The sequence below is a fragment of the Anaerobacillus alkalidiazotrophicus genome (assembly GCF_001866055.1).
Genome location: NZ_MLQS01000030.1, coordinates 307,973 through 330,590, shown reverse-complemented (window position 1 = coordinate 330,590; position 22,618 = coordinate 307,973). Strand labels below are relative to the sequence as shown.

Genomic DNA, 22,618 nt, shown 5'->3' with positions numbered 1-22,618 from the left:
CGAAACAGTTCACAATTGAAATTATACTTATCTAACGTAAATTAACATTGAATTTAATGTTAATTCTTTGTAAAGAAAGTATATATTTACCTCTGTTTCTTATTAAAAGAAATTGTAAACTGCGACCCTTTTCCTATTTCACTTTCTAACCTAATTTCACCATGATGAGCTTCAACTAAATGCTTTACAATGGCAAGACCAAGACCTGTTCCACCAGAGTTTCTACTTCTAGCTCTGTCAACTCGATAAAAACGTTCAAATACACGAAGAGTCTCGCTTTTACTGATACCAATTCCAGTATCTTTAACAGAAAAAAGTACCTTTTCTTTGGTATTTTCCTTAATACTTATTACAATACTCCCACCTTTGGGTGTATACATGATAGCATTATTAACGAGGTTGATCATTATCTGTTTAATTCTTAAAGGATCTCCTTCAATAGAAGTTAAACCTTCTATTACCTTTGAAATCTGTATTTCCTTTTTCTTTGCTTTATTACTAAGCATTATAATAACATCGTCAGTGAGTAAACTTAAATCAACATGTTGCCAATTTAGCTGAAATTGACTTTGCTCTATTTTAGAAAGATCAAGTAAATCTTGAATTAAACTTTGGAGTCGTTCACTTTCTTCCCATATTATTTTTAAAAAGCGATTTCTTAAAACTTCATCATTAGCAGCTCCATCCAATAATGTTTCTGTAAACCCCTTAACTGAAGTTACGGGTGTTTTTAATTCATGAGATACATTTGCCACAAAATCTTTACGCATTTGTTCTAGTTTCTTCAATTCGGTAATATCATGAAAGACTAATACAACCCCTTTTAAACGCTCTTTTCCACCACTACTAATGATTGGAGCTCCCTGAACATCGAAATGGCGCATTTCTAATTGAATTGGCAAAACAACTTGCTTTCTCTGCCCTTTCTCGGTTAAAAATAGTTCTTGAACAATTTTAATAATTTGTTTATGAATAATTACACTATGGTAAACCTTGTTTAACCAAGAGTCTACATCTTCTTGAAAAATTATTTTACAGGATTTGTTTATGAGACTTATTTCACCCTTATTATTTATCAAGATTAGTCCACTATCCATGTTTTCAATTAATGTCTCTAAACGTTCTTGTTGAACCTGGTATGTACGAGTCACTTCATCTAAATTTTGGGCTAGGACGTTAAGTGATTGACTTAATTGACCAGTTTCATCATTTTTCCCGTGAGAAACCCTCACTTTAAAGTTACCATGAGTAAGTTGTTTAGCTACTAAAGTAGCTTCTTCTATCGGTTTAACCATTTCATTTGTAATTCTAGAACTAAGTAAAACAATAACTAAAAAAGCAATTGTAAAACTAACAAGTAATAAACCCCATATTTTCTTGTGGACTTCATCTAGGACATGTATTGAGATCCCTAAGCGAACGTAACCAATTATTTGTTCACCTTCAATAAGAGGAACAGCATAATAAAGTAAATCGGCACCAACCGTACTACTATAGCGAATTGCTTGTCCTTCCCCAAATTCCCTAACATCCTTGATTTCAGGTCTATAATAATGATTTTCCATCGTACCTGGGTCAGTATCAGTTTCCGCAATAACCTCTCCATCATCAGCAATGATGGTTATTCTAGCAGCTAACTGATCTCCCATATCCTTCACAATTGAATGAAGGTCACGATGACCTAATCCCGTTTCTAATATACTTATTGCTACTATTTTCGCTTCTTTTGAAACCCTTTCACTCAATTGATTAAAATAAAATTCTTTAATTAGTTGACCTAGAAAAAAACCTAAACCAACTAATACTATAAATATTGCTATAAGTAATGATAGAGTTAACCTCAATCTATATTTATGCATTAAATTGCGGCTCCTCAAGTTTATAGCCTAGACCTCTAATTGTTTTAATATAGATAGGTTTTTTTGTATTTGGCTCAATTTTTTCCCTCAAGTGGCTAATGTGAACATCAACAATCCGTGTATCTCCAACAAATTCATAATTCCAAACAGCATTAAGGAGTTGATCTCTTGTTAAGACTCGCCCCTTGTTGTTAGAAAGGTACAATAATAACTCAAATTCTTTTGGTGTTAATTCAAGCTGATTCCCTTGATAATATACTTCGTAATTCTCAGGGAAGATTTCTACTTCTCCAATTTTTAATAAATCCTTTTTTATAGTGTCTTTTTTTGGTTTTTCATCCTGGTTTTGGCTTACACGTCGAAGGATAGCTCGTACACGTGCAACAACCTCTCTTGGGCTAAAAGGCTTTGTCATATAATCATCTGCACCAAGCTCTAAGCCTAATACCTTATCAAATTCATCATCCTTCGCGGTAAGCATTAAAATTGGAGTACTAACTTTATTTTGCCTTAACTGTTTACAAACTTCCAACCCATCCATTTCTGGAATCATCAGATCTAATATGATTAAGTCAAAATTAAATTCACTCGCTTTTTTAAAAGCTGTACTTCCATCCATTGCTGTTTCAATTTCATACCCAGCTTGTTCTAAATTAAATTGCAGCAAAGTAACGATTGAATCTTCATCATCAACAACTAATAGTCTTTGACCCATTTTATATATTTCCTCCTGATAATCGCTATGGCCCCCACCATAGTCGTTGTTTTGTAACTGTTTCGAAAGTTAATACTTAACCCCAAAGTCATAATTTAAACTTGTTTTTTCTATTATACATAATATAGTGATCAAATTGTACGAAATAAATTTACGTGATTATTTAACATAGAAAAATCCGGTTGGTGGTATAACCGGATTTTTCTAATATTAATTCTGTAAAAAGCTATATTTAACAACGTATTTCATGTAGTTATTGAAGTCCATTGCTTTTCTGAAGTGACCAACTTTTTTACGATTTATTCCAATGCGTTCATTACGTTTTTTACGGATTGAACTGATTTTTGTAAGGCATTTTTTTCTTCATTAGTTAATTCTAATTCAAACACTTTTTCAATACCGTCTCCACCTATTTTTGTGGGTACTCCTAAATAAAGACCTTGATACCCGTATTCACCTTCCAAATAGGCAATTGCTGGGATAATTCTTTTCTTATCTTTTATTATCGCTTCTACCATTTGCACAACAGATGCAGCTGGTGCGTAATAAGCACTACCATTACCTAATAGATTTACGATCTCCCCACCACCTTTTCGAGTACGTTGTACAATCTGATTCAAGCGTTCGCCATTAATTAGTTTCTCCAAAGGAATACCACCTGCATACGAATAACGAACTAGAGGAACCATATCATCACCATGTCCTCCTAAAACAAAACCACTAATGTCTTCTACTGATACTTTTAGTTCTTGGGCAACAAATGTACGAAATCGTGCTGTATCTAAAACTCCCGACTGCCCCATTACACGATTTTTCGGAAATCCAGATTCTTTAAAAACTGTGTATGTCATGGCATCAACTGGGTTAGTAAGCACAATTATATAACAATTAGGTGAATATTTTACAACTTCCTTAGTAACCGCCTTCATTATTTTTGCATTTGTATTAACTAAATCATCTCGACTCATACCAGGTTTTCTAGCAATTCCAGCAGTAATTACGACAATATCAGAATGAGCAGTATCTTTATAATTTGAAGTACCAACAATATTCGCATCAAAGCCTTGTACGGGACTCGCTTCTAACATATCTAACGCTTTTCCTTTAATTGGATTTTCAATTTGCGGGATATCCAATAATACAACATCACCCAATTCCTTTTGAGCTACCATTAAAGCAGTTGTCGCTCCTGTGAATCCGCCACCAATAATAGAGATCTTTCGTCTTTTAATTGCCATCCCTTCTCACTCCAATCCTTTTTAGTTTAAGTATCCACATTAATAAATATGGCCCATATGTTGCCGCGAGAACCAATGTTACTTATTATTAAAAGAAATAATCTACTCTTGATAGTAACTAAATTTATAAACTCAGCATATTTGATGGTAAATTTCATTAATCATTTACAGAAGCTTGTAAAGTGTATCGTTAAATTACATCTATTATACATACTCGAATCATTGCTTTCACGAAAAAAAAGTTGACTCAAAACGAGTATGTGTTTCCATTGTAAAGGAACATTTATATATGTCCCTTAACCTTCGGAGTACACTACTCTATATGAGTCAACTTAACTAAACGATAGTTGTATTACTTCATGTTACTAATTAATGCATTAGCAAATTCTGAGCATTTTACTTCTGTCGCTCCGTCCATCAATCGAGCAAAGTCATAAGTGACTACTTTTTCACCGATTGTCTTATCCATTGAAGCCATAATTAGGTCAGCTGCCTCATTCCACCCTAGGTGACGAAGCATTAACTCCCCTGAAAGTAAAACAGAAGAAGGATTTACTTTATCTAATCCTGCATATTTAGGTGCTGTCCCGTGAGTAGCTTCAAAGATAGCATGTCCTGTTTCATAGTTGATGTTAGCACCCGGAGCAATCCCAATTCCACCAACTTGAGCTGCTAACGCATCAGAAATATAATCACCATTTAGATTCATCGTTGCAACTACATCAAACTCTTTTGGACGAGTTAAGATTTGTTGTAGGAAAATATCCGCAATTGTATCTTTAATAATTATTTTTCCAGCTGCCTCAGCTTCGGCTTGTGCTTTGTTCGCTGCTTCTTGTCCTTCTTTTTCAACTAGTTTATCATATTGAGCCCAAGTAAATACCTTATCAGCATATTCTTTCTCAGCTAACTCATAACCCCAATTTTTGAAGGCTCCTTCTGTAAATTTCATAATATTTCCTTTATGAACAAGCGTTACACTCTTACGGCCTTCTTTAATTGCATACTCAATTGCTGCACGAACTAAGCGAGCAGTCCCTTCTTCAGAAACTGGCTTAATCCCAATACCTGAAGTTTCCGGAAAGCGAATTTTAGAAACACCCATTTCTTCACGGAAGAATTTAATAACTTTCTGCACTTCCTCAGAACCAGCTTGCCACTCAATACCAGCGTAAATATCTTCTGAGTTTTCACGGAAAATCGCCATATTCGTATCTTCCGGTCTTTTAACCGGAGAAGGAACTCCGTTAAAATATCTTACTGGTCTAAGGCAAGTGTATAAATCCAACTCTTGTCGAAGCGCTACATTTAATGAACGAATACCACCACCAATTGGAGTTGTTAATGGTCCTTTAATAGCAATTATATATTCTCTAACCGCTTCTAACGTTTCTTCTGGAAGCCAATTCCCAGTTTGCTCATATGCTTTTTCACCAGCTAAGATTTCTTTCCAAACAATTTTCTTTTCACCATTATATGCTTTTTCAACAGCAGCATCTAATACACGAGAAGCTGCAGCCCAAATATCTGGACCAATGCCGTCACCTTCTATGTATGGAATTACCGGATTGTTAGGTACGTTCAAAACGCCACCTTGAACAGTAATTTTTTCACCTTTACTCATTATGAATTCCTCCTAAAAGTCTATTTTACTGAGATATGTAATGGGAGTATGAAAAGCAACTTAATCAGCAATCAAGAGTTTCTCAATTAATAATCGTACTGAGTTATTTTGCTTTTCATTACTAATCATAAATTTTCTTTTATCCATGATTATCATACTCCCTAACACAACAAATTAACGTTTGGAAATTGGAATATATTCTTGTTTTTCTGGACCCACGTATTCAGCGCGCGGTCTAATTAAGCGATTGTTACTATATTGCTCTAATATATGTGCAATCCATCCTGACATCCTACTTATAGCAAATATCGGAGTAAACAGATCATGTTTAATTCCTAAGCTATGATAAACACTTGCAGAATAGAAATCAACATTCGGTAATAAGCCTTTTTCACTTGTTACAATTTCGTTAATTTTCACAGACATTTCATACCACTTTGGTTCTCCAGTGATCGTTGTTAATTTTTTTGACATTTCTTTTAAGTGTTTTGCTCTCGGGTCCCCATCTTTGTATACTCTATGACCAAATCCCATAATTTTAACCTTATTGCTCAAAGCATTCATAATATAAGGTTCAACGTTATTAACCTCACCTATCTCCATAAGCATTGCCATTACTCTTTCATTTGCTCCGCCATGAAGTGGTCCTTTTAGTGCACCGATGGCTGCTGTTACTCCTGAGTATATATCAGATAAAGTTGCTACGCATACACGTCCAGTAAAAGTCGATGCATTTAATTCGTGGTCAGCATGTAAAACTAACGCCTTATTGAATGCATTTACAGAGATTTCATCAGGTTCTTCACCTTTTAGCATATATAAAAAGTTTGCGGCAAAGCTTAAGTCTTTCCGCGGCGCTACAGGTTCTCTACCTTCACGAATGCGAGAAAACGCTGTCACGACCGTTTGTACTTGAGCTTGAAGTTTTAGAGCTTTACGTCTATTCGCTGCTTCTGACAAGTCATCAGCTTCGGGGTCGTATAACCCCAAAATTGATATTGCAGTACGTAAAGCAGCCATTGGATGAATTTTATCGAGTGGGTACATCTTCATTTGTTCAATTACACCTTGCGGCACTTCAGCATAGCTAGCTAATTCTTCAGTAAGCTGCTTTAATTCTTGTTCCTTAGGAAGACGTCCATTCCATAATAAGAATACTACTTCCTCAAAACTGGCATAGTGTGCTAAATCGTCGATATTAAATCCATGATAGGTTAAAACTCCATCAATAATCGAACTTACACTCGACGTTGTTGCAACAACACCTTCTAGACCACGAGTTGCGCTCATTCTTCAACCTCTCCTTTACAATAGATTGTTTCTTCATACTTTTTCATGCATAGAAATGAAGGAGCCTTTCAAAAAGTCGTTTGCCAGTTTTATTTTGACGTTTTTATCTACTAAGCTATTATTGATTAGGGAAATGATTAAAAATAAGACACTTTATAAAAAAATGACATTGTTAATAAAAACGTCAGAAAATCCAAATGATTCCTGTTGACTTTTTGAAATTAGTCTTTTTTATACTTTAAGGAAGGATTATCTTGCTACTACAAAAATTAAAGTATAAGAAAAACTAAGGCATTTACTTGTGGACTTGCCCAGAAGCCCTGTTTCTAGAAGAAAAATGTTTAAAAAATTCCCAACCAAATTTAATTATAAACAGTTTCCACAGATTTGTGAACGTTTATTTAAAAATAAATTCCGACTATTTAAATTGTTACGAAAATTAAAACCGCACAAGGAACCTTGTTCAACGACATAAAAAACTTGTAATGAAGTCTCATGAGATTTAGAAGATGTCGAGTTAAGCTTTTGGTCTCGACTTTTCTTATATGAGGGAAAAAAGCTTTTTAGCCGATGACACTAGAGTTAGATAATTTTCCAACTTTATAGGTCTATACGTTTATATTTTATCAAAAGTTATTTTATTACCCTAATCTACTAATTAATTCAACAATTTTCATTGCCATATAAGCAATTCCTGCTCCAATCAATGGACCTACAGCTACACCATTAAAAAGTGCGACTGCTAATATTGTTCCAAATACAAGTGCTGCAGTTATATGGGGATCAGTTTTTAATAACTCTACACCATTAGCTGCAATCACAGCAACAAAAATCCCAGCACCAAGTGCTATCCAGGCATAAGTTGATTTCATTGCTTCATTCAATTCCTTAAATCCTATTTGTCCGGTGACAATAGGAACAAGTACAGCTATTGTTATTATCGTAACGCCTATATGTATTCCTTTTTCCTGTAATATCGGAAAGGCTTTTTCACCTAAACCTATCCACTTGATAGCTAATAAAGCTATTACTGCGATTATTAATGACTGATTTTTAGCAATTAGTCCTACGAAAAGTAAAATAAACATAAAAACAGTTGCCTGTGATATCAAAAATGATGCATCCTTCCTTGATAAACATATCCATAGATAATCTTATCATACAAAATAAATTTGAGCCAACTCTCAAGAATTTTAATATTAATAAGTCTCATAAAACATTGTCCATTTAACTTCTAAAAAATGAACCAAGCCATATGTTAGTAATATGAAGTCCGTCAGAAAGGGAGAGGATAGATGAACTCAAACTATATTCAAATCCTATTAAGATTCCTTGTAGTAATTTCAGTTATAATTATCGGAGTACTATCAAGCTATTTTGCTTTTAGAACCGCCTATCCTTTCATTATAGGACTCACCATTGCTTTTTTGATAAATCCTTTTGTAAACTTTTTTCAAGAAAAGTTTAGAGTTGCTAGATGGCTATCGGTTTCTCTTGTATTATTTATCATTATTGGTATCTTTATTGGTTCCATAACGATATTAATTTCTGAAATTATTATGGGGACTAATTATTTATCACAGTCAGTTCCTTTCCATTTTCAAAAATTAATTTTTGAATTAAAAGAGCTTTTCACCGAAAAAGTTATCCCGATTTACGACAAGATAATAACAATATTTTATTCTTTAGATCATGAAAATCAAGTAACAGTGTTAACATATATTGAAACAGTAACAACTCAAATTACCAATGCAGCTTCAACATCCATTCACTCAATTTTAAGTGGTATTTCTGAATTTTTACTAGGTTTACCTAATTTAGCTACTGTTATTATTTTTTCTTTATTAGCAACGTTCTTCATTAGCAAAGATTGGTATAAATTGGTTTTTTTCTACCGGAAGTGGACACCTAACTTCATTGCCTCTAGAACTAAAGATGTTATGAATAGCCTTAAAAAAGCATTTATTGGATACCTTTTTGCTCAGCTAACACTCATTTCTATTACCTGTTTTATTGTTTTAGCCGGCCTAATACTTCTAAAAGTAGACTACCCTATTACCATTGCATTTATCATTGCTATTGTAGATTTACTGCCATATATAGGTACCGGTTTAATATTTATACCATGGATATTCTATACGTTCTTTTCTGGTCAACTTCCACTTACAATTGGACTTTCGATTTTATATAGTATCGTAGTAATTCAAAGACAATTAACGGAGCCAAAAGTTTTGTCTTCAAATATTGGTGTTGATCCATTAGCAACGCTACTGTCTTTGTTTGTTGGTTATAAACTGTTTGGTTTTTTAGGATTAATTATTGGTCCTGTTCTCTTAGTCTTTATTCAAGCATTACAAAAAGCGAATGTTTTTCGAGATTTAAAGCGGTATATATTTAAAGTTTAGATTAAAAGAGGCTGTTCTAATAAGTCTCATCACAATAACGACGGTAGAAATTGCATAGGTACACTTTCTACATGTTAAATGAGTCGAAACTTTTATAAACAGCCTTTTTGTCTTAAAAAGAATTAAAATCTATCATCGTTATCGCCTATTAATAAAAACAATAGAGCCATTTTTAATCATGCTATTGAATATTTTCTGAAGAAACGCTTTAGCTATTGCTCTAGTTTGGGGTATTAATAGAAAAAAACCTAAAGCATCTGTGATGAAACCAGGTGTTAATAATACAACACCTCCAACTAAAATGCATAATCCATCTAATAAAACGCCACTAGGTATTTGCCCTTGTTGTAATTGAAGTTGGGCTAAGCGAATGGTTTGTAGTCCTTCTTTTTTTGCTAACCACGCACCTAATACCCCTGTAAATATAACTAGTAATAGCGTCCAAGGAATGCCTATTGTATTACCCGAAAGAACAAGTACGGCAATTTCCAATGTTGGAATAATAATTAAAAGTAAAATAAGGAATTTCAACATTTCTTAAGTACTCCTTTATTAACAATAATATTGAGTTAGTTATGTTCCCCTATTATATTCTAGATTAATACTCGGGTGAAACCTTAAACAGAGATAACTTGAATTAAGCTTTTCACCTTAAGTGTTTCTTTACAAGAAAAGCGCAAGCGCCTTGGTCACGAGCAGCTGCTCCTGTGCCACTCCGTTTGCTCAAGAGCAAAGCCGCTTCGAAGTAATCCAAGTAGTAGCTTCACTGGGGCGGCCTTTGACAGAAGCTGCTCTTTGGCTTCTTACGTGCTTCTGCGTCTTCAAGTACTGCTTCGTAGTAAGCTTTCTCGAAGCAGTGTTTTGTGCGACGAGTAATCGCAGGAGCAAAGCTGCATGAAGCTAATCAACGAAGAATTTCAAGTGGTAATTGAAGTCAGTTGCTTGACTGAAGTGACCGAGCTCGTAGGCTGCTTGCGCTAGACAGTTTCTAAGTTAGAAATTTTATACTTTCTTACCTTATAAAAAAGAAGGCACCCCAAGAGTCAAACTATCGGGATACCCTCTTTTATTTCACCTTAATTATAGGATACTTGTATGACCTTTATAAATATTGCCACGAGTTGCATCTACAGTAATTTCATCACCGTCTTCAAACTGATCCGTAGCTTGAGGTACTCCAACAATAACTGGGATTCCAAGATTTAACCCAACTACTGCAGCATGACTTGTTAAGCCACCTTCTTCGGTAATTACAGCAACAGCTTTTTCAAATGCTCCCATTAAATCTTTATCTGTACCTACAGTTACAAGGATAGCTCCCTCTTGCATCTTAGCATTAGCATCTGCAGCTGTTTTTGCCACTACTACTTTCCCCGTTGCTGTTTTACGTCCAATCCCTTGTCCTTTAGCTACTACTTCACCTATAACATGAACTTTCATTAAATTTGTAGTTCCAGTTTCACCAACAGGAACGCCTGCAGTAATTACAATTAAGTCACCATGGTCAATAAACTCTGTTTTTACCGCTTCTGAAACAGCTATTTCTAACATTTCATCTGTAGTACTAGCTTTTGTTCCAAGTTGAGGAAGAACTCCCCAAACAAGCGCTAATTTACGACACACATCCTCTGAATGAGTTACTGCAAGAATCGGTGATTTAGGGCGGTATCTAGAAATCATTCTTGCTGTATGTCCACTTTCAGTTGCAGTTACAACTGAAGCTGCTTCTAAGTTTAAAGCTGTATGTGCAACAGATTGACTAATTGCATCCGTAACAGTTCTTTGACTTTCTTTACCTTTAGACTTTAATAATTCTCCATAATTCAATGCTGCTTCTGTACGTAAAGCAATATTATTCATTGTTTGTACAGACTCTACTGGATAATCACCAGCTGCAGTCTCACCCGAAAGCATAATAGCATCTGTTCCGTCAAAGATTGCGTTCGCAACGTCACTAGCTTCTGCGCGTGTCGGACGAGGGTTACGTTGCATAGAGTCAAGCATTTGTGTAGCTGTTATAACAGGTTTACCTAAGAAGTTACACTTTTTAATTAATTCTTTTTGTACAAGAGGTACTTCTTCTGCTGGAATTTCTACACCTAAATCTCCACGTGCAACCATCAACCCATCAGAAATTTCAAGAATTTCATCAATGTTATCCACACCTTCTTGATTCTCGATTTTTGGAATGATGTGAATGTGTCCTGCATCATGTTTTTCAAGCAATTCACGAATTTCTAATACATCTGAAGCACGACGTACAAATGATGCTGCAATGAAATCTACACCTTGTTCAATACCAAAAATAATGTCATTAGCATCTTTATCAGTAATACCTGGAAGTTTCACGCTTACATTCGGTACGTTAACACCTTTTTTATTTTTAATAACTCCACTATTTAAAATTTTCGTTTTAAGCTCTTTCTTCGCAATTTCGATAACCTCTAATTCAATTAGACCATCATCCAATAAAATTTTAGATCCAATTTGAACATCATCAACTAGACCAGGGTATGTAATTGAAAACTTCTCAGCGGTACCCATCACTTCTTCCATTGATACAATAACTTCTTCACCGGCTTTTAATTCTGCCACTCCATTTTCGAAGTTATTGGTACGAATTTCAGGACCTTTTGTATCTAATAAGATAGCAACATATTTCCCAGCTTTAGCAGCTGCTTCCCTAATGTTTTTAATTCTTTGCCCGTGCTCTTCAAAATCACCATGTGAAAAATTTAACCTTGCAACGTTCATACCTGCTTCAATTAATTTGGTTAATTTCTCTAAACTTTCACTTGCGGGACCAATAGTACATACTATTTTCGTTTTTCTCATGATTAATACTCCTCCTAAATAATATAAATTAATTAATTATGCCTTTTTTTTCTATTTTGCCATACTATTCCTATTGATTAGAGGAATAAAGTATGGCATAATTACTGCATGTTACAAATTAAATGGATAATTCTTTTGATAATTGGTATAGATCTTGATCAAGAGTATGTTCCTTAGCTAGTGCCTCATCAATGTCATGGAAAACAAGTTCATTTTTCTCGATTCCAACCATTTTACCCGCATAACCATCTAGTAGTAATTCAACAGCTTTTGCACCAAGACGGCTAGCCAATACTCTGTCAAAAGCAGTAGGCGTACCACCACGTTGGATATGACCTAAAACAGTTACCCTTGTTTCTAAACTTGTTTCTTCTTGGATAACTCGTCCAATATCGATACCACTTCCTACACCTTCAGCCACAACAATAATGCTGTGCTTTTTACCACGAGCATGTCCTCTTTCTAAGCGTGCAACGATATCCTTCATGTCATAATTTTCTTCAGGAATTAAAATTGTTTCTGCGCCATCAGCAAGACCTGACCATAAAGCAAGATCTCCTGCATCACGCCCCATTACTTCAATGACGTATGTACGCTCGTGAGAAGTTGCAGTATCACGAATTTTGTCAATTGCCTCGATGATCGTATTTAGAGCTGTGTCGAAACCGATCGTAAAATCTGTACCAGGTATATCATTATCAATTGTACCAGGAACTCCAATACAAGGGAAGCCATGTTCAGTAAGTTTTTTTGCACCTTGGAAAGAACCATCTCCTCCGATAACAACTAAAGCTTCAATACCAAACTTATTTAATTGCTCAATACCCTTTTTCTGTCCTTCTAGGGTTTTAAATTCTTCACAACGTGCCGTGTAAAGCATTGTTCCACCACGATGGATAATATCACCTACAGACCCAATTTCAAGTTTTTCAATATTTCCTGATATAAGACCTGCATAACCATTATAAACACCATAAACTTCTAAATTGTGATAAATAGCCTTTCGAACAACTGCTCTAATTGCAGCATTCATTCCTGGGGAATCTCCACCACTTGTTAAAACTCCTATACGTTTCATTCCAATTCACCTCATAATTAAATAATAAGTAGTTTTCAATTAATTATTATACTAAAAGTATTAAAATGTTCATTTTGATTAAAACAACTTTAATACTAGTATTTTCATTACGTGTCTAAAATAACACTTCTTTTTCATAATGACAATAGACATCCATCGACAAATAAAAATGCCTTCTCTAAAAAGAGAAAGCAAATTCCTTATTTAATCGCAATGGTATCGTTTACAAGGTCCACCTCGCCGATTTTATTAAATTTTTCGTAACGTTGTTCAACGAGCTCTTTCTCGGAATATTTTACCAATTCAGAGAGCGATTTTTTGATTGCTTCTTCAATTTTATTCGCCTGTTCTTTCACGTTCCTATGAGCTCCCCCTCTAACTTCAGGGATGATTTCATCGATTACGTTCAATTCCTTTAAATCAGGTGCTGTAATTCGCATTGTTTCAGCAGCTCTTTGAGCAAGAGATGCATCTTTCCATAAAAGTGCAGCAGCTCCCTCTGGTGAAATAACAGAATATGTCGAATTTTCTAACATGTGAAGATGGTTACCTACACCTAAGGCTAACGCCCCTCCACTTCCACCTTCTCCAATAACAATACAAATAATCGGTACAGTTATACCCGCCATTTCAAGAAGGTTTCTAGCGATGGCTTCACTTTGCCCTCTTTCTTCTGCAGCTTTACCTGGATAGGCTCCCTTTGTATCAATAAAACAAATAATTGGCCTTTTAAACTTCTCTGCTTGTTTCATAAGTCTTAAGGCTTTTCGATAGCCTTCAGGGTGCGGCATCCCAAAATTACGGCGTAGATTTTCTTTTGTATCTTTCCCTCGCTGATGACCGATGACTGTTATCGGCATCCCGTTAAATTTAGCGATTCCAGCAACAATAGCCTCATCATCACCATACAAACGATCACCATGCAATTCAATAAAATCTGTAAACATATAAGATATATAGTCCATTGTGGTTGGGCGATCACTGTGACGAGCGATTTGAACACGATCCCATGGTTTCATGTTGCCATATATTTCATTCTCAAGCTGAAGTAGTCTTTCTTCTAATTTAACAATTTCTCCTGATAAATCTATACCTTTATCTTCAGTAAATTTTTTTAACTCTTCGATTTTTGTTTTTAATTCAATAATCGGTTTTTCAAAATGTAGTTCATTGGCCATATTATCTACACCTCCTTTTACGAGTAAATATTGCGATGTATATCTAAAACAAATGTTAATGTCTGTTTCATTTCCAAACGTGAAATTACTTTATCTAATTGCCCGTGTTTTAACAAAAACTCAGCGGTTTGGAAATCTTCCGGGAGTTCTTGACGTATCGTTTGTTCAATAATTCTTCTCCCTGCAAAACCAATTAGAGCACCTGGCTCAGCGAAGTTATAATCCCCAAGTGAAGCAAAACTTGCTGATACACCACCAGTTGTCGGGTGTGTCATAACAGAAATAAATAAACCACCTTCATTACTTAGTTTTTTTAGGGCGGCACTCGTCTTTGCCATTTGCATTAGGCTTAATACTCCCTCCTGCATTCTAGCTCCACCTGAAGCAGAAAAAAGGATAAATGGCGCATGTATCTCAATGGCTTTTTCAATAGCCCTTGTAATTTTTTCTCCAACAACAGATCCCATACTCCCCATTCTAAAGCGAGCATCCATAACGGCAATAACAATTGTCATATTTGCCATTTGACCTTGTCCAGTAACAACGGCTTCATTTAGCCCCGTTTTCTCACGATCAGCCTTCGTTTTTTCTAGATAAGACGGAAATGATAACGGATCTTTGGAAACCATGTCACTATCATATTCAATAAATGTACCTTCTTCAACTAAGCTATTAATTCTATCATAAGCTGTGATACGATGGTGAAACCCACAAGAATCACAAACATATAAATTTTTCTTCAATTCTTTCGTATACATAATCGTTTTACACTTTGGACATTTAGTCATAAGTCCTTCTGGAATATCCATTTTTGCCTGCTCAGACGGAATCGTCGCATATTTTTTTTTCTTAGAAAATAAATCTCTTAACACAGTTACACCTCTCTACTGGACAAGATCACATTCAATCAAAATTTTCATAAATCATACCATAATAAATTCAATTGTTTCAAGATAAACAATTACCGCTTTTTATACATTTTTTTATTAAAAACGACTTTTTTCGAGATGATTTTCCATTGCGGAAATCGCTTTTTTTTCATCTCTATTTTTTAGTCCATCCAAAATCTGTTCATGTTCGTTTACTGAGATTTCAGCTCTCCCTTTTCTAGACAAGGATTCCCGTAAAGTTACTTTGCTATACTCTACAAGTGAAATCCAAATATTAACCATTAAACGATTTTGACAAGCTTCTACAATGGTTTTATGAAATAAATAATCTTCTTCAACAGGTAAGTCGCCTTTCCCTAAACAACTTTTTGACTGTTCAATCAATCTTTCCAGATTTGATATTTGCTCTTCATTAATTCTCTCACAAGCTAAGCGAAGAGCCTCAACTTCAACGATTTTCCTCGTCTCGGCTAGGTCACTTCTAGCTTTTTCCTCCCTTAAAAAGAAACTTGCTAGCACCTCTACCAAGCGATGTCCACCAATCGTTTTTATAAACGTTCCTTCCCCTCGTCTCGTTTCAATTAGATCCAATAATTCAAGTGATCTAAGGGCTTCTCGTACAGAAGAACGGCCCACTTGTAATCGATCTGAAAGTTCTCTTTCCGATGGGAGTTTATCCCCAGCCTTCAAGTCATCTTCTTGAATAATTCGATTAAGTTCACGTATAATCTCGATATAAACCTTGTCTTGGTGTGATGACATAATATCACCACCTTTATTCTTTATTGTAATAAGAAAGCGCAAGCACCTTAGTCACGAGCGATAGGCAACCGCTCTTTGGCTTCTTACGTGCTTCTGCGTCTTCAAGTACTGCTTCGTAGTAAGCTTCCTCGAAGCAGTGTTTTGTGCGACGAGTAATCGCAGGAGCAAAGCTGCATGAAGCTAATCAACGAAGAATTTTAAGAGGTAATTGAAGTCAGTTGCTTGACTGAAGTGACCGAGCTCGTAGGCTGCTTGCTCTAGACAGTATCTAAGTTAAAAATTTTATACTTTCTTACCTTATTAAAAAAGCGCAAGCGCGCCCTTAATCACCGCAACAAGCACCGACGCCCCCTCGAGAGACCAATACATTAAGACAGTAATGATCCACTCCTTGCAAATAATGAGGCAAGTAACCTTGAGCATATAGGCTCTATAACTAGATAGTTTCTATAATTCTTAAACTTTATTTTTCATATTATAATTAGATTGAGTTCAGAACTTGAAAAGATCCACAAAACCTTTAAGAGGAAGAAATCAAACTCTGAACTCTTATCGCAAAGGAAAACTAATAAAAATATTTTGAACCTAATTAGTCTATAATTGCAAGTTTCTTTGTTTTTGCTTCAACATCATCAGGATTAACTTTTCTTCTTGCTACACCTGTTTCCATTGCTGCTTTCGCTACTGCCTTAGCAACAGCTGGAGCGACTCGTGGATCAAATGGGGCTGGGATTACATAGTCAGCATTAAGCTCTTCTTCTGAAACTAGACTAGCGATTGCTTCTACTGCTGCAATTTTCATTTCTTCATTAATATTTGTCGCATGGACATCTAATGCACCACGAAAAATACCTGGGAAGGCTAAAACGTTGTTAATTTGATTCGGAAAATCAGAACGGCCAGTACCAATCACGCTAGCGCCTGCTGCTTTTGCATCTTCTGGCATTATTTCAGGTACAGGATTAGCCATTGCAAAAATAACCGGGTCTGCATTCATACTCAAAAGCATCTCTTTCGTAACAGCTCCTTCTACAGAAACCCCTATAAATACATCTGTACCTTTAATAACATCTTCCAATTTACCTTGGAGCTTATCTCGATTGGTTACTTTAGCTATTTGATCCTTTACTGGATTCATACCAACTGGACGCCCCTCATAAATAGCACCTTTGGTGTCGCAAAGTATAACATCCTTAACCCCCATACGTTGCATAAGTTTAACACAAGCGATCCCTGCTGAGCCTGCACCATTGGCAACAACTTTCACTTCTGAAATTGATTTTCCAGTTAATTTTAAGGCATTTAATAAGCCGGCAGCAGTTACAATCGCTGTACCATGTTGGTCGTCATGAAAGATAGGAATATTACACTCTTTCTTTAGGCGTTCTTCTATTACAAAACAATTTGGTGCCGCAATGTCTTCAAGGTTTACGCCACCAAATGTAGGTTCAAGAAGTTTAACGGTTTCTATAATTTTTTCAACATCATTAGTGGCTAAACAAATAGGAAATGCATCAACACCTGCAAAAGATTTAAATAATACAGCTTTACCTTCCATAACTGGTAAAGCAGCTTCAGGACCAATATTACCTAAACCTAATACAGCAGTTCCATCGGAAACTACAGCAACCATGTTTCCTTTCATTGTATACTCATACACATTACTTACATCATCAAATATTTCTTTACAAGGCTCTGCTACCCCAGGTGAATATGCCAAACTTAAGTCTTTGGCATTTCTTACAGGTATTTTAGATTTTGACTCTAACTTCCCTTTATTAATTCGGTGCATATGAAGTGCTTCTTCTCTTAATGTTGCCATGAACTTTCACTCTCCATAATCGTAATTTGAAACCTAATTAAAAAATTAGAAACGAATACGTTATTATGTCGCGACAAACTTTTTTACCCTTATTTAACACAAGTATAAAATTTATAAGAATGCGAAAAAAGTGGTCTGACCACGTCCCACCATATTATAACAGATCAATTTCTTCTGTCTACCCTTTATCTTTTAACTACCACATTTTCCCTTCCTAAAATTGTATATAATTCTTCTAAGCATTGTCTTGTTGCAGATACCTTATATTCATCGGACAATTGAACTGATTGTTTTTTTTCTTCATAATATAGTATAACTTTCACGTTACCTTGGTACCTTTTAATAACTTGTTTTAATTGTATTAATTTCTTTTGGCTAGCATATTCATTACTAATTTTTATATATAATACACTTTCTAACTTCTGCTTCTTTTGTAAAGTTGTAACATCTACTACTTTTTTTAGAATTAACTGTGTTCTTTCTTTTGTTATTTCTAAATTCCCTTCTAGAAAAACAAGCTGTCCTATCTTAAGAGCTGAATAAAACTCTCGATAGGTTTTCGGAAAAACAGTTACCTCAATCTCTCCACTTTCATCACTTAGCTTTAGAAAAGCCATTTGTTCACCTTTTTTTGTTTTTATCAACCTTACACTTTCAAGGAGTCCAGCAAGGCGCGGGTGACTTTCACCTTTTTTCAATGCTTCCAAAATTGAATTTCTATCATGTGAGATAAATACATCATGATATTGTTCAATCGGATGACTAGATAGATAAAATCCTAAAACTTCTTTTTCAAAATATAGCTTTTCCGTTTCTTTAAATGGTGGCACCTGAACTAGGTCAGGTTTTTTCAGTTCATCAACAAAAAGAGCAGTTTGATTTTCAGTATTTTGTTGCCGTATTTGCTCACCAAACTCTTGTGCATAATCTAATGTTGCTAATAAAGCAGCACGATGATGCCCTAACTCATCAAAGCAGCCTGCAGCGACCAATGCTTCTAGTGTTCTTCTATTTATATTCTTAGAATCATTACGAGCACAAAAATCAAATATATCTTTATACTCCCCACCTTTACTTCGTTCAAATACGATATCTTCAATAGCCCTTATTCCAACATTTTTTATTGCTGCAAGTCCAAACTGAACACTGTTATTTTTACTTATCGTAAAACCTGCATCACTCTTATTAATCGATGGTCTCTCTACTTTAATTCCTTTGTTTTTGGCATCAAGAATGTATTGGCTCATTTTTGTTTGCTGTCCAATAGTATTTGTTAAAAGCGCAGCAAAAAAAGCTGTTGGGTAATTTGCTTTTAAATAAGCTAAATAGTATGAAATAACACTATAGGCTACAGAGTGACTTCGATTGAAACCGTAATTAGCAAAACGGACAATTAAATTATAAACATCAGTTGCAACTTTTTCATTAGAGCCATTTGCTAAGCAACCACGAACAAACTTCCCTCGCTGCTCTTCTAATGTTTCAAGGTTTTTTTTACTTACGGCACGCCGTAAAATATCAGCTTCTCCTAGCGAAAAGCCTGCCATTTTTGAAGCAATTTGCATAATTTGCTCCTGATAAATTATAACTCCATACGTTTTTTCTAAAATAGGCTTTAAGTTTTTGTGCAAATATGTAACTTTTCTTCTTTTATGCTTACCATCTATATAGAGTGGGATGTTTTCCATAGGGCCAGGTCGATACAGAGCATTTACCGCAACAATATCTTCAAATTCTGTAGGTTTTAAATTCGCCAACACTCGTCTCATTCCTGGTGATTCCAATTGAAAGACTCCAGTTGTATCTCCTTTTCCTAACAGTTGAAATGTCTTATTATCATTTAGTGGGATCGTGTTGATATCAATCCTCTTACTTTCCATTTTATTTATATGGTTTAAAATCTCCTCAATAAATGACAAATTCCTTAGTCCTAAAAAATCCATTTTTAAAAGTCCTACTTCTTCTAAAATGGTCATAGGATATTGCGTTAGTAGCACGTCTGAATGACCTTTTTGTAAGGGTACTTTGTCAGTTAATCGGTCTTTACTTATGATAATACCAGCTGCATGTGTAGAAGCATGGCGTGGCAACCCTTCCACTCTCCTAGCTAAACGAAACCATTCTCTAATTTCCTCACTTTGTTGGATTTGCTTTTGTAGGACAGGAGTTTCTTTTACTGCTTCATCAATAGTTAAATTCGGCCTAGAAGGAATAAGCTTGGCAATATTATCAATTTGCTTTAATGGTAAGCCTATCACCTTTCCAACATCTCTAAGTGCAGCTTTTGCAGCTAGCGTACCAAATGTAATAATTTGGGCCACATGATTTTTTCCATACTTTTGATAAACGTAATCAATAACTTCTTCTCTTCTGGTATCAGGAAAATCTATGTCTATATCAGGCATTGTAATCCGCTCAGGATTTAAGAAACGTTCGAAAAGAAGGTCATACTTAATGGGGTCAACATTTGTAATGTTAAGAACATACGCTACTAACGACCCAGCTGCTGATCCTCTTCCTGGTCCTGTAATCATACCTTGACCTTGAGCAAATTTCATAAAGTCCCAAACAATTAGAAAGTAATCATTAAATTGCATCTGATCAATAATTTCTAGTTCATATAGTAGTCGATTTTCAACATCTTTAGTAATATCTGTATATCGTTTTTGTAACCCTTGAAAACAAAGCTCACGCAAGTAATCTCTTGGATTCTTCTCTTTTTCAAGTGGGTATTTAGGTAGTGCTTGACCGCCTAATTCTAATTCTACAGTGCAACTATCTGCTATTTTTTGAGAGTTTATAATTGCATCTGGAATATACGAAAAGAGTTCAACCATTTCATCTTTTGGCTTTAAATAATATTCTTCTGTTTGAAAAGCTCCTTCAAGTTCAGGTAATGTCGTTCCTTGGTCAATCGCTAATAAGCATTTATGTGCAAGCGCATCCTCTTTCCTAACATACATAACCTGATTAGTAGCTACAAACTTTATTTTTTCTCGCTTTGAAAGATTTACTAACTGTAAATTTAATTGTTTTTCCGTAGCTAAAAAATGGTCTTGAATGCCTATATAAAAATCCTCACCGAAATAATGCTTATATTCCTTTATTTTCTTTAAGGCCATTTCTTCAGAGTCTTGTAATGACAGTTGAATTTCTCCTTTATAAGCCGAACTAATAGCGACTAAATCTTTGGAATAATCAAATAGTTGTTTTTTTTCAATTCGCTTTAATTTGGTCGTTGAAAATACTTGAGCAATACTTGATAATTTTATTAGATTTTGATAACCAGTAAATGTTTTGGCTAAAAGTAACAATCTAGTCTCATCAGTTTGTTCTCCTTTAACACTTAATTCAAGTCCAATAATTGGCTTTAGACCGGCTTTTTTACAAGCTTTATAAAAGGGAACAACTCCGTACATTACATTTTGATCAGTTATAGCTAATGATAAAAAACCTAGTTCTGCCGCCTTCTTTACTAGTGTATTTATTTTTGCAGCAGATTTTAAAAGGCTATATTCAGTATTTATATGTAAATGAGCGAACTCCACAACTTTCCCCCCTTATATTAGTAATTTACCGCAATGTTTTTCACATACATATTTACACGATTAGGATACTGCATCTAATCACGTTGTTTTTTGAAATTAGAGATAATATTTATGCATCTCGGTTTTGGCAATTATGACCTTCACTCTACAAAGAACTTTTATAACTAACAGTAACAGAACATACGATCCTTATTTTCTTATTAACATTTTACATGAAATAAGAAACAATTTAAATCCTTAGCATAATTAATAGCTTTGTCCCATATTTATTAATACGATTATTTTATATTTGTCGGCTTTATTTTTCGTTCCTCATAGTTTAAAAATGTTACGTCGCTCCAAATGAGATAAAAGAGAAGAGAATTATTCACCGACGTACACTGGTGTTTTCTACCAATTAAAATATGTAATCAAAAAACCTTAAAATCCAGAATAAAAAGGGAGAGGCTTTCGTATGGACAAAGAATTTGTTGCGACACTAGTTATGAATTTTTTTGTAGCCTTTGGAGTTGTGATAGGTGGTGCAATTGTAGGTGGGATCGGCGCTTTCCTTATTGGTAAACCGCCTTTATCTACAATTAATGAATTAGCAGCGGGACTAAAAATCTGGGCACTAGTTGCAGCAATTGGCGGTACTTTTGACGCGATTTATAGTATTGAAAGAGGCATCTATGACGGTTCCCATATTGATATTGCCAAAACATTGTTTATGATCTTTTGTGCACTTTCTGGAGCACACTCGGGTGGAGTTATTATTCAGTGGATCACTCAGGAGGCATAATCACCGATGATGCGAATCCCACCTTATTATAAAAAAACAGGATGGCAACGCTTTTTTGCCGGTATAATTATCGGAATTCTGATAGGTTGGTTTTTTTTTATTTATGAATTCGGAGCTGTTCAAGAGAAACTTGTAACCGAAATTAAAAAACAAGAATCAACGATTAATGCACAAGTAGAAACGATTGAGATTTTAAGAAGTGATCAAGATGAACTAAATAAAGAAAATTTAAAAAAGCTTACAATCCAAGAAGTAAAGGTATATTTTATAAATGATAAAGATTTAAAGCTAAGTGAATTATCGATTCATGAATTTCGTCTACAAATTGAAAATGAATTAAAGGCTGTAAAAAACAAAAATATTGAATCAGTTGCCAATACTAAAGAACTGTTAATTCAAGCAATTGAAAACCGGGATTTTAACATTAATGAAAAGAGTTACCGAGTCACAATAAAAGGATGGTCTATTTATACAACGCTAGAATTATTTGTAGAGATTCGTTTAGCAGAATAAAGCGCCCGTTTAAAAGTAGAACAGATAAAGTCTGGATACTCAGCTTATACCGAATCAATAGAGATTGCCTTCTATAAAAA

At 34.9% G+C, this 22,618-nt stretch carries 17 protein-coding genes; 3 read left to right on the top strand and 14 right to left on the bottom strand.

Annotated features, from left to right (window positions below; all coding sequences use genetic code 11):
• Nucleotides 1–86: 86 nt before the first annotated feature.
• The 6 genes from pnpS to BKP45_RS17560 form a co-directional block, all read right to left on the bottom strand.
• Nucleotides 87–1,859: a two-component system histidine kinase PnpS gene (pnpS, locus tag BKP45_RS17585; RefSeq protein ID WP_071389890.1), complete on the bottom strand. Its 1,773-nt coding sequence runs from the start codon at nucleotides 1,857–1,859 to the stop codon at nucleotides 87–89.
• On the bottom strand, nucleotides 1,852–2,574 hold the full coding sequence (locus tag BKP45_RS17580) for a response regulator transcription factor (RefSeq protein WP_071389889.1): 723 nt from the start codon (nucleotides 2,572–2,574) through the stop codon (nucleotides 1,852–1,854). Before BKP45_RS17580 ends, pnpS begins: the two co-directional genes overlap by 8 nt.
• A 299-nt stretch (nucleotides 2,575–2,873) precedes the next feature.
• The gene (gene mdh / locus BKP45_RS17575; RefSeq protein WP_071389888.1) at nucleotides 2,874–3,812 is read right to left on the bottom strand and encodes a malate dehydrogenase; all 939 of its coding nucleotides are present in this window, start codon (nucleotides 3,810–3,812) and stop codon (nucleotides 2,874–2,876) included.
• 352 nt (nucleotides 3,813–4,164) lie between these two features.
• A complete protein-coding gene (gene icd / locus BKP45_RS17570) occupies nucleotides 4,165–5,436 on the bottom strand; it encodes an NADP-dependent isocitrate dehydrogenase (RefSeq protein ID WP_071389887.1) in 1,272 nt (423 codons plus the stop codon).
• Nucleotides 5,437–5,610: 174 nt separating this feature from the next.
• Nucleotides 5,611–6,726, bottom strand: a complete 1,116-nt coding sequence (gene citZ, locus BKP45_RS17565) for a citrate synthase (RefSeq protein WP_071389886.1) — start codon at nucleotides 6,724–6,726, stop codon at nucleotides 5,611–5,613.
• A gap of 641 nt (nucleotides 6,727–7,367) precedes the next feature.
• Nucleotides 7,368–7,838, bottom strand: coding sequence for a DUF441 domain-containing protein (locus BKP45_RS17560; RefSeq protein WP_071389885.1), 471 nt, complete (start codon nucleotides 7,836–7,838; stop codon nucleotides 7,368–7,370).
• Between the two features lie 183 nt (nucleotides 7,839–8,021).
• Here BKP45_RS17560 and ytvI point away from each other — a divergent pair, with 183 nt between their 5' ends.
• On the top strand, nucleotides 8,022–9,131 hold the full coding sequence (gene ytvI, locus BKP45_RS17555; protein ID WP_071389884.1) for a sporulation integral membrane protein YtvI: 1,110 nt from the start codon (nucleotides 8,022–8,024) through the stop codon (nucleotides 9,129–9,131).
• 138 nt (nucleotides 9,132–9,269) lie between these two features.
• Here the strand turns inward: ytvI and BKP45_RS17550 are convergent, their stop codons facing one another.
• From BKP45_RS17550 to dnaE, 8 genes are all read right to left on the bottom strand, one after another.
• Entirely contained in the window at nucleotides 9,270–9,665 is a 396-nt protein-coding gene (locus BKP45_RS17550) for an FxsA family protein (RefSeq protein WP_071389883.1), read from the bottom strand.
• Nucleotides 9,666–10,211: 546 nt separating this feature from the next.
• Nucleotides 10,212–11,966, bottom strand: a complete 1,755-nt coding sequence (gene pyk / locus BKP45_RS17545) for a pyruvate kinase (RefSeq protein WP_071389882.1) — start codon at nucleotides 11,964–11,966, stop codon at nucleotides 10,212–10,214.
• Nucleotides 11,967–12,084: 118 nt separating this feature from the next.
• The gene (gene pfkA, locus BKP45_RS17540; RefSeq protein ID WP_071389881.1) at nucleotides 12,085–13,044 is read right to left on the bottom strand and encodes a 6-phosphofructokinase; all 960 of its coding nucleotides are present in this window, start codon (nucleotides 13,042–13,044) and stop codon (nucleotides 12,085–12,087) included.
• A gap of 200 nt (nucleotides 13,045–13,244) precedes the next feature.
• Nucleotides 13,245–14,222: an acetyl-CoA carboxylase carboxyl transferase subunit alpha gene (gene accA / locus BKP45_RS17535; protein WP_071389880.1), complete on the bottom strand. Its 978-nt coding sequence runs from the start codon at nucleotides 14,220–14,222 to the stop codon at nucleotides 13,245–13,247.
• Nucleotides 14,223–14,239: 17 nt separating this feature from the next.
• Nucleotides 14,240–15,094, bottom strand: a complete 855-nt coding sequence (gene accD / locus BKP45_RS17530) for an acetyl-CoA carboxylase, carboxyltransferase subunit beta (protein ID WP_071389879.1) — start codon at nucleotides 15,092–15,094, stop codon at nucleotides 14,240–14,242.
• Nucleotides 15,095–15,208: 114 nt separating this feature from the next.
• Nucleotides 15,209–15,874 (bottom strand): FadR/GntR family transcriptional regulator, encoded by a 666-nt coding sequence (locus BKP45_RS17525; RefSeq protein WP_084787866.1) that lies wholly within the window; start codon nucleotides 15,872–15,874, stop codon nucleotides 15,209–15,211.
• Between the two features lie 589 nt (nucleotides 15,875–16,463).
• On the bottom strand, nucleotides 16,464–17,696 hold the full coding sequence (locus tag BKP45_RS17520; protein WP_071389878.1) for an NAD(P)-dependent malic enzyme: 1,233 nt from the start codon (nucleotides 17,694–17,696) through the stop codon (nucleotides 16,464–16,466).
• 185 nt (nucleotides 17,697–17,881) lie between these two features.
• Complete coding sequence (dnaE, locus tag BKP45_RS17515) at nucleotides 17,882–21,244, bottom strand: DNA polymerase III subunit alpha (RefSeq protein ID WP_071389877.1); 3,363 nt, start codon at nucleotides 21,242–21,244, stop codon at nucleotides 17,882–17,884.
• Between the two features lie 454 nt (nucleotides 21,245–21,698).
• Here dnaE and BKP45_RS17510 point away from each other — a divergent pair, with 454 nt between their 5' ends.
• Entirely contained in the window at nucleotides 21,699–22,025 is a 327-nt protein-coding gene (locus BKP45_RS17510; RefSeq protein WP_071389876.1) for a YtrH family sporulation protein, read from the top strand.
• 6 nt (nucleotides 22,026–22,031) lie between these two features.
• Nucleotides 22,032–22,538, top strand: a complete 507-nt coding sequence (gene ytrI, locus BKP45_RS17505; protein WP_139193817.1) for a sporulation membrane protein YtrI — start codon at nucleotides 22,032–22,034, stop codon at nucleotides 22,536–22,538.
• Nucleotides 22,539–22,618 lie beyond the last annotated feature (80 nt).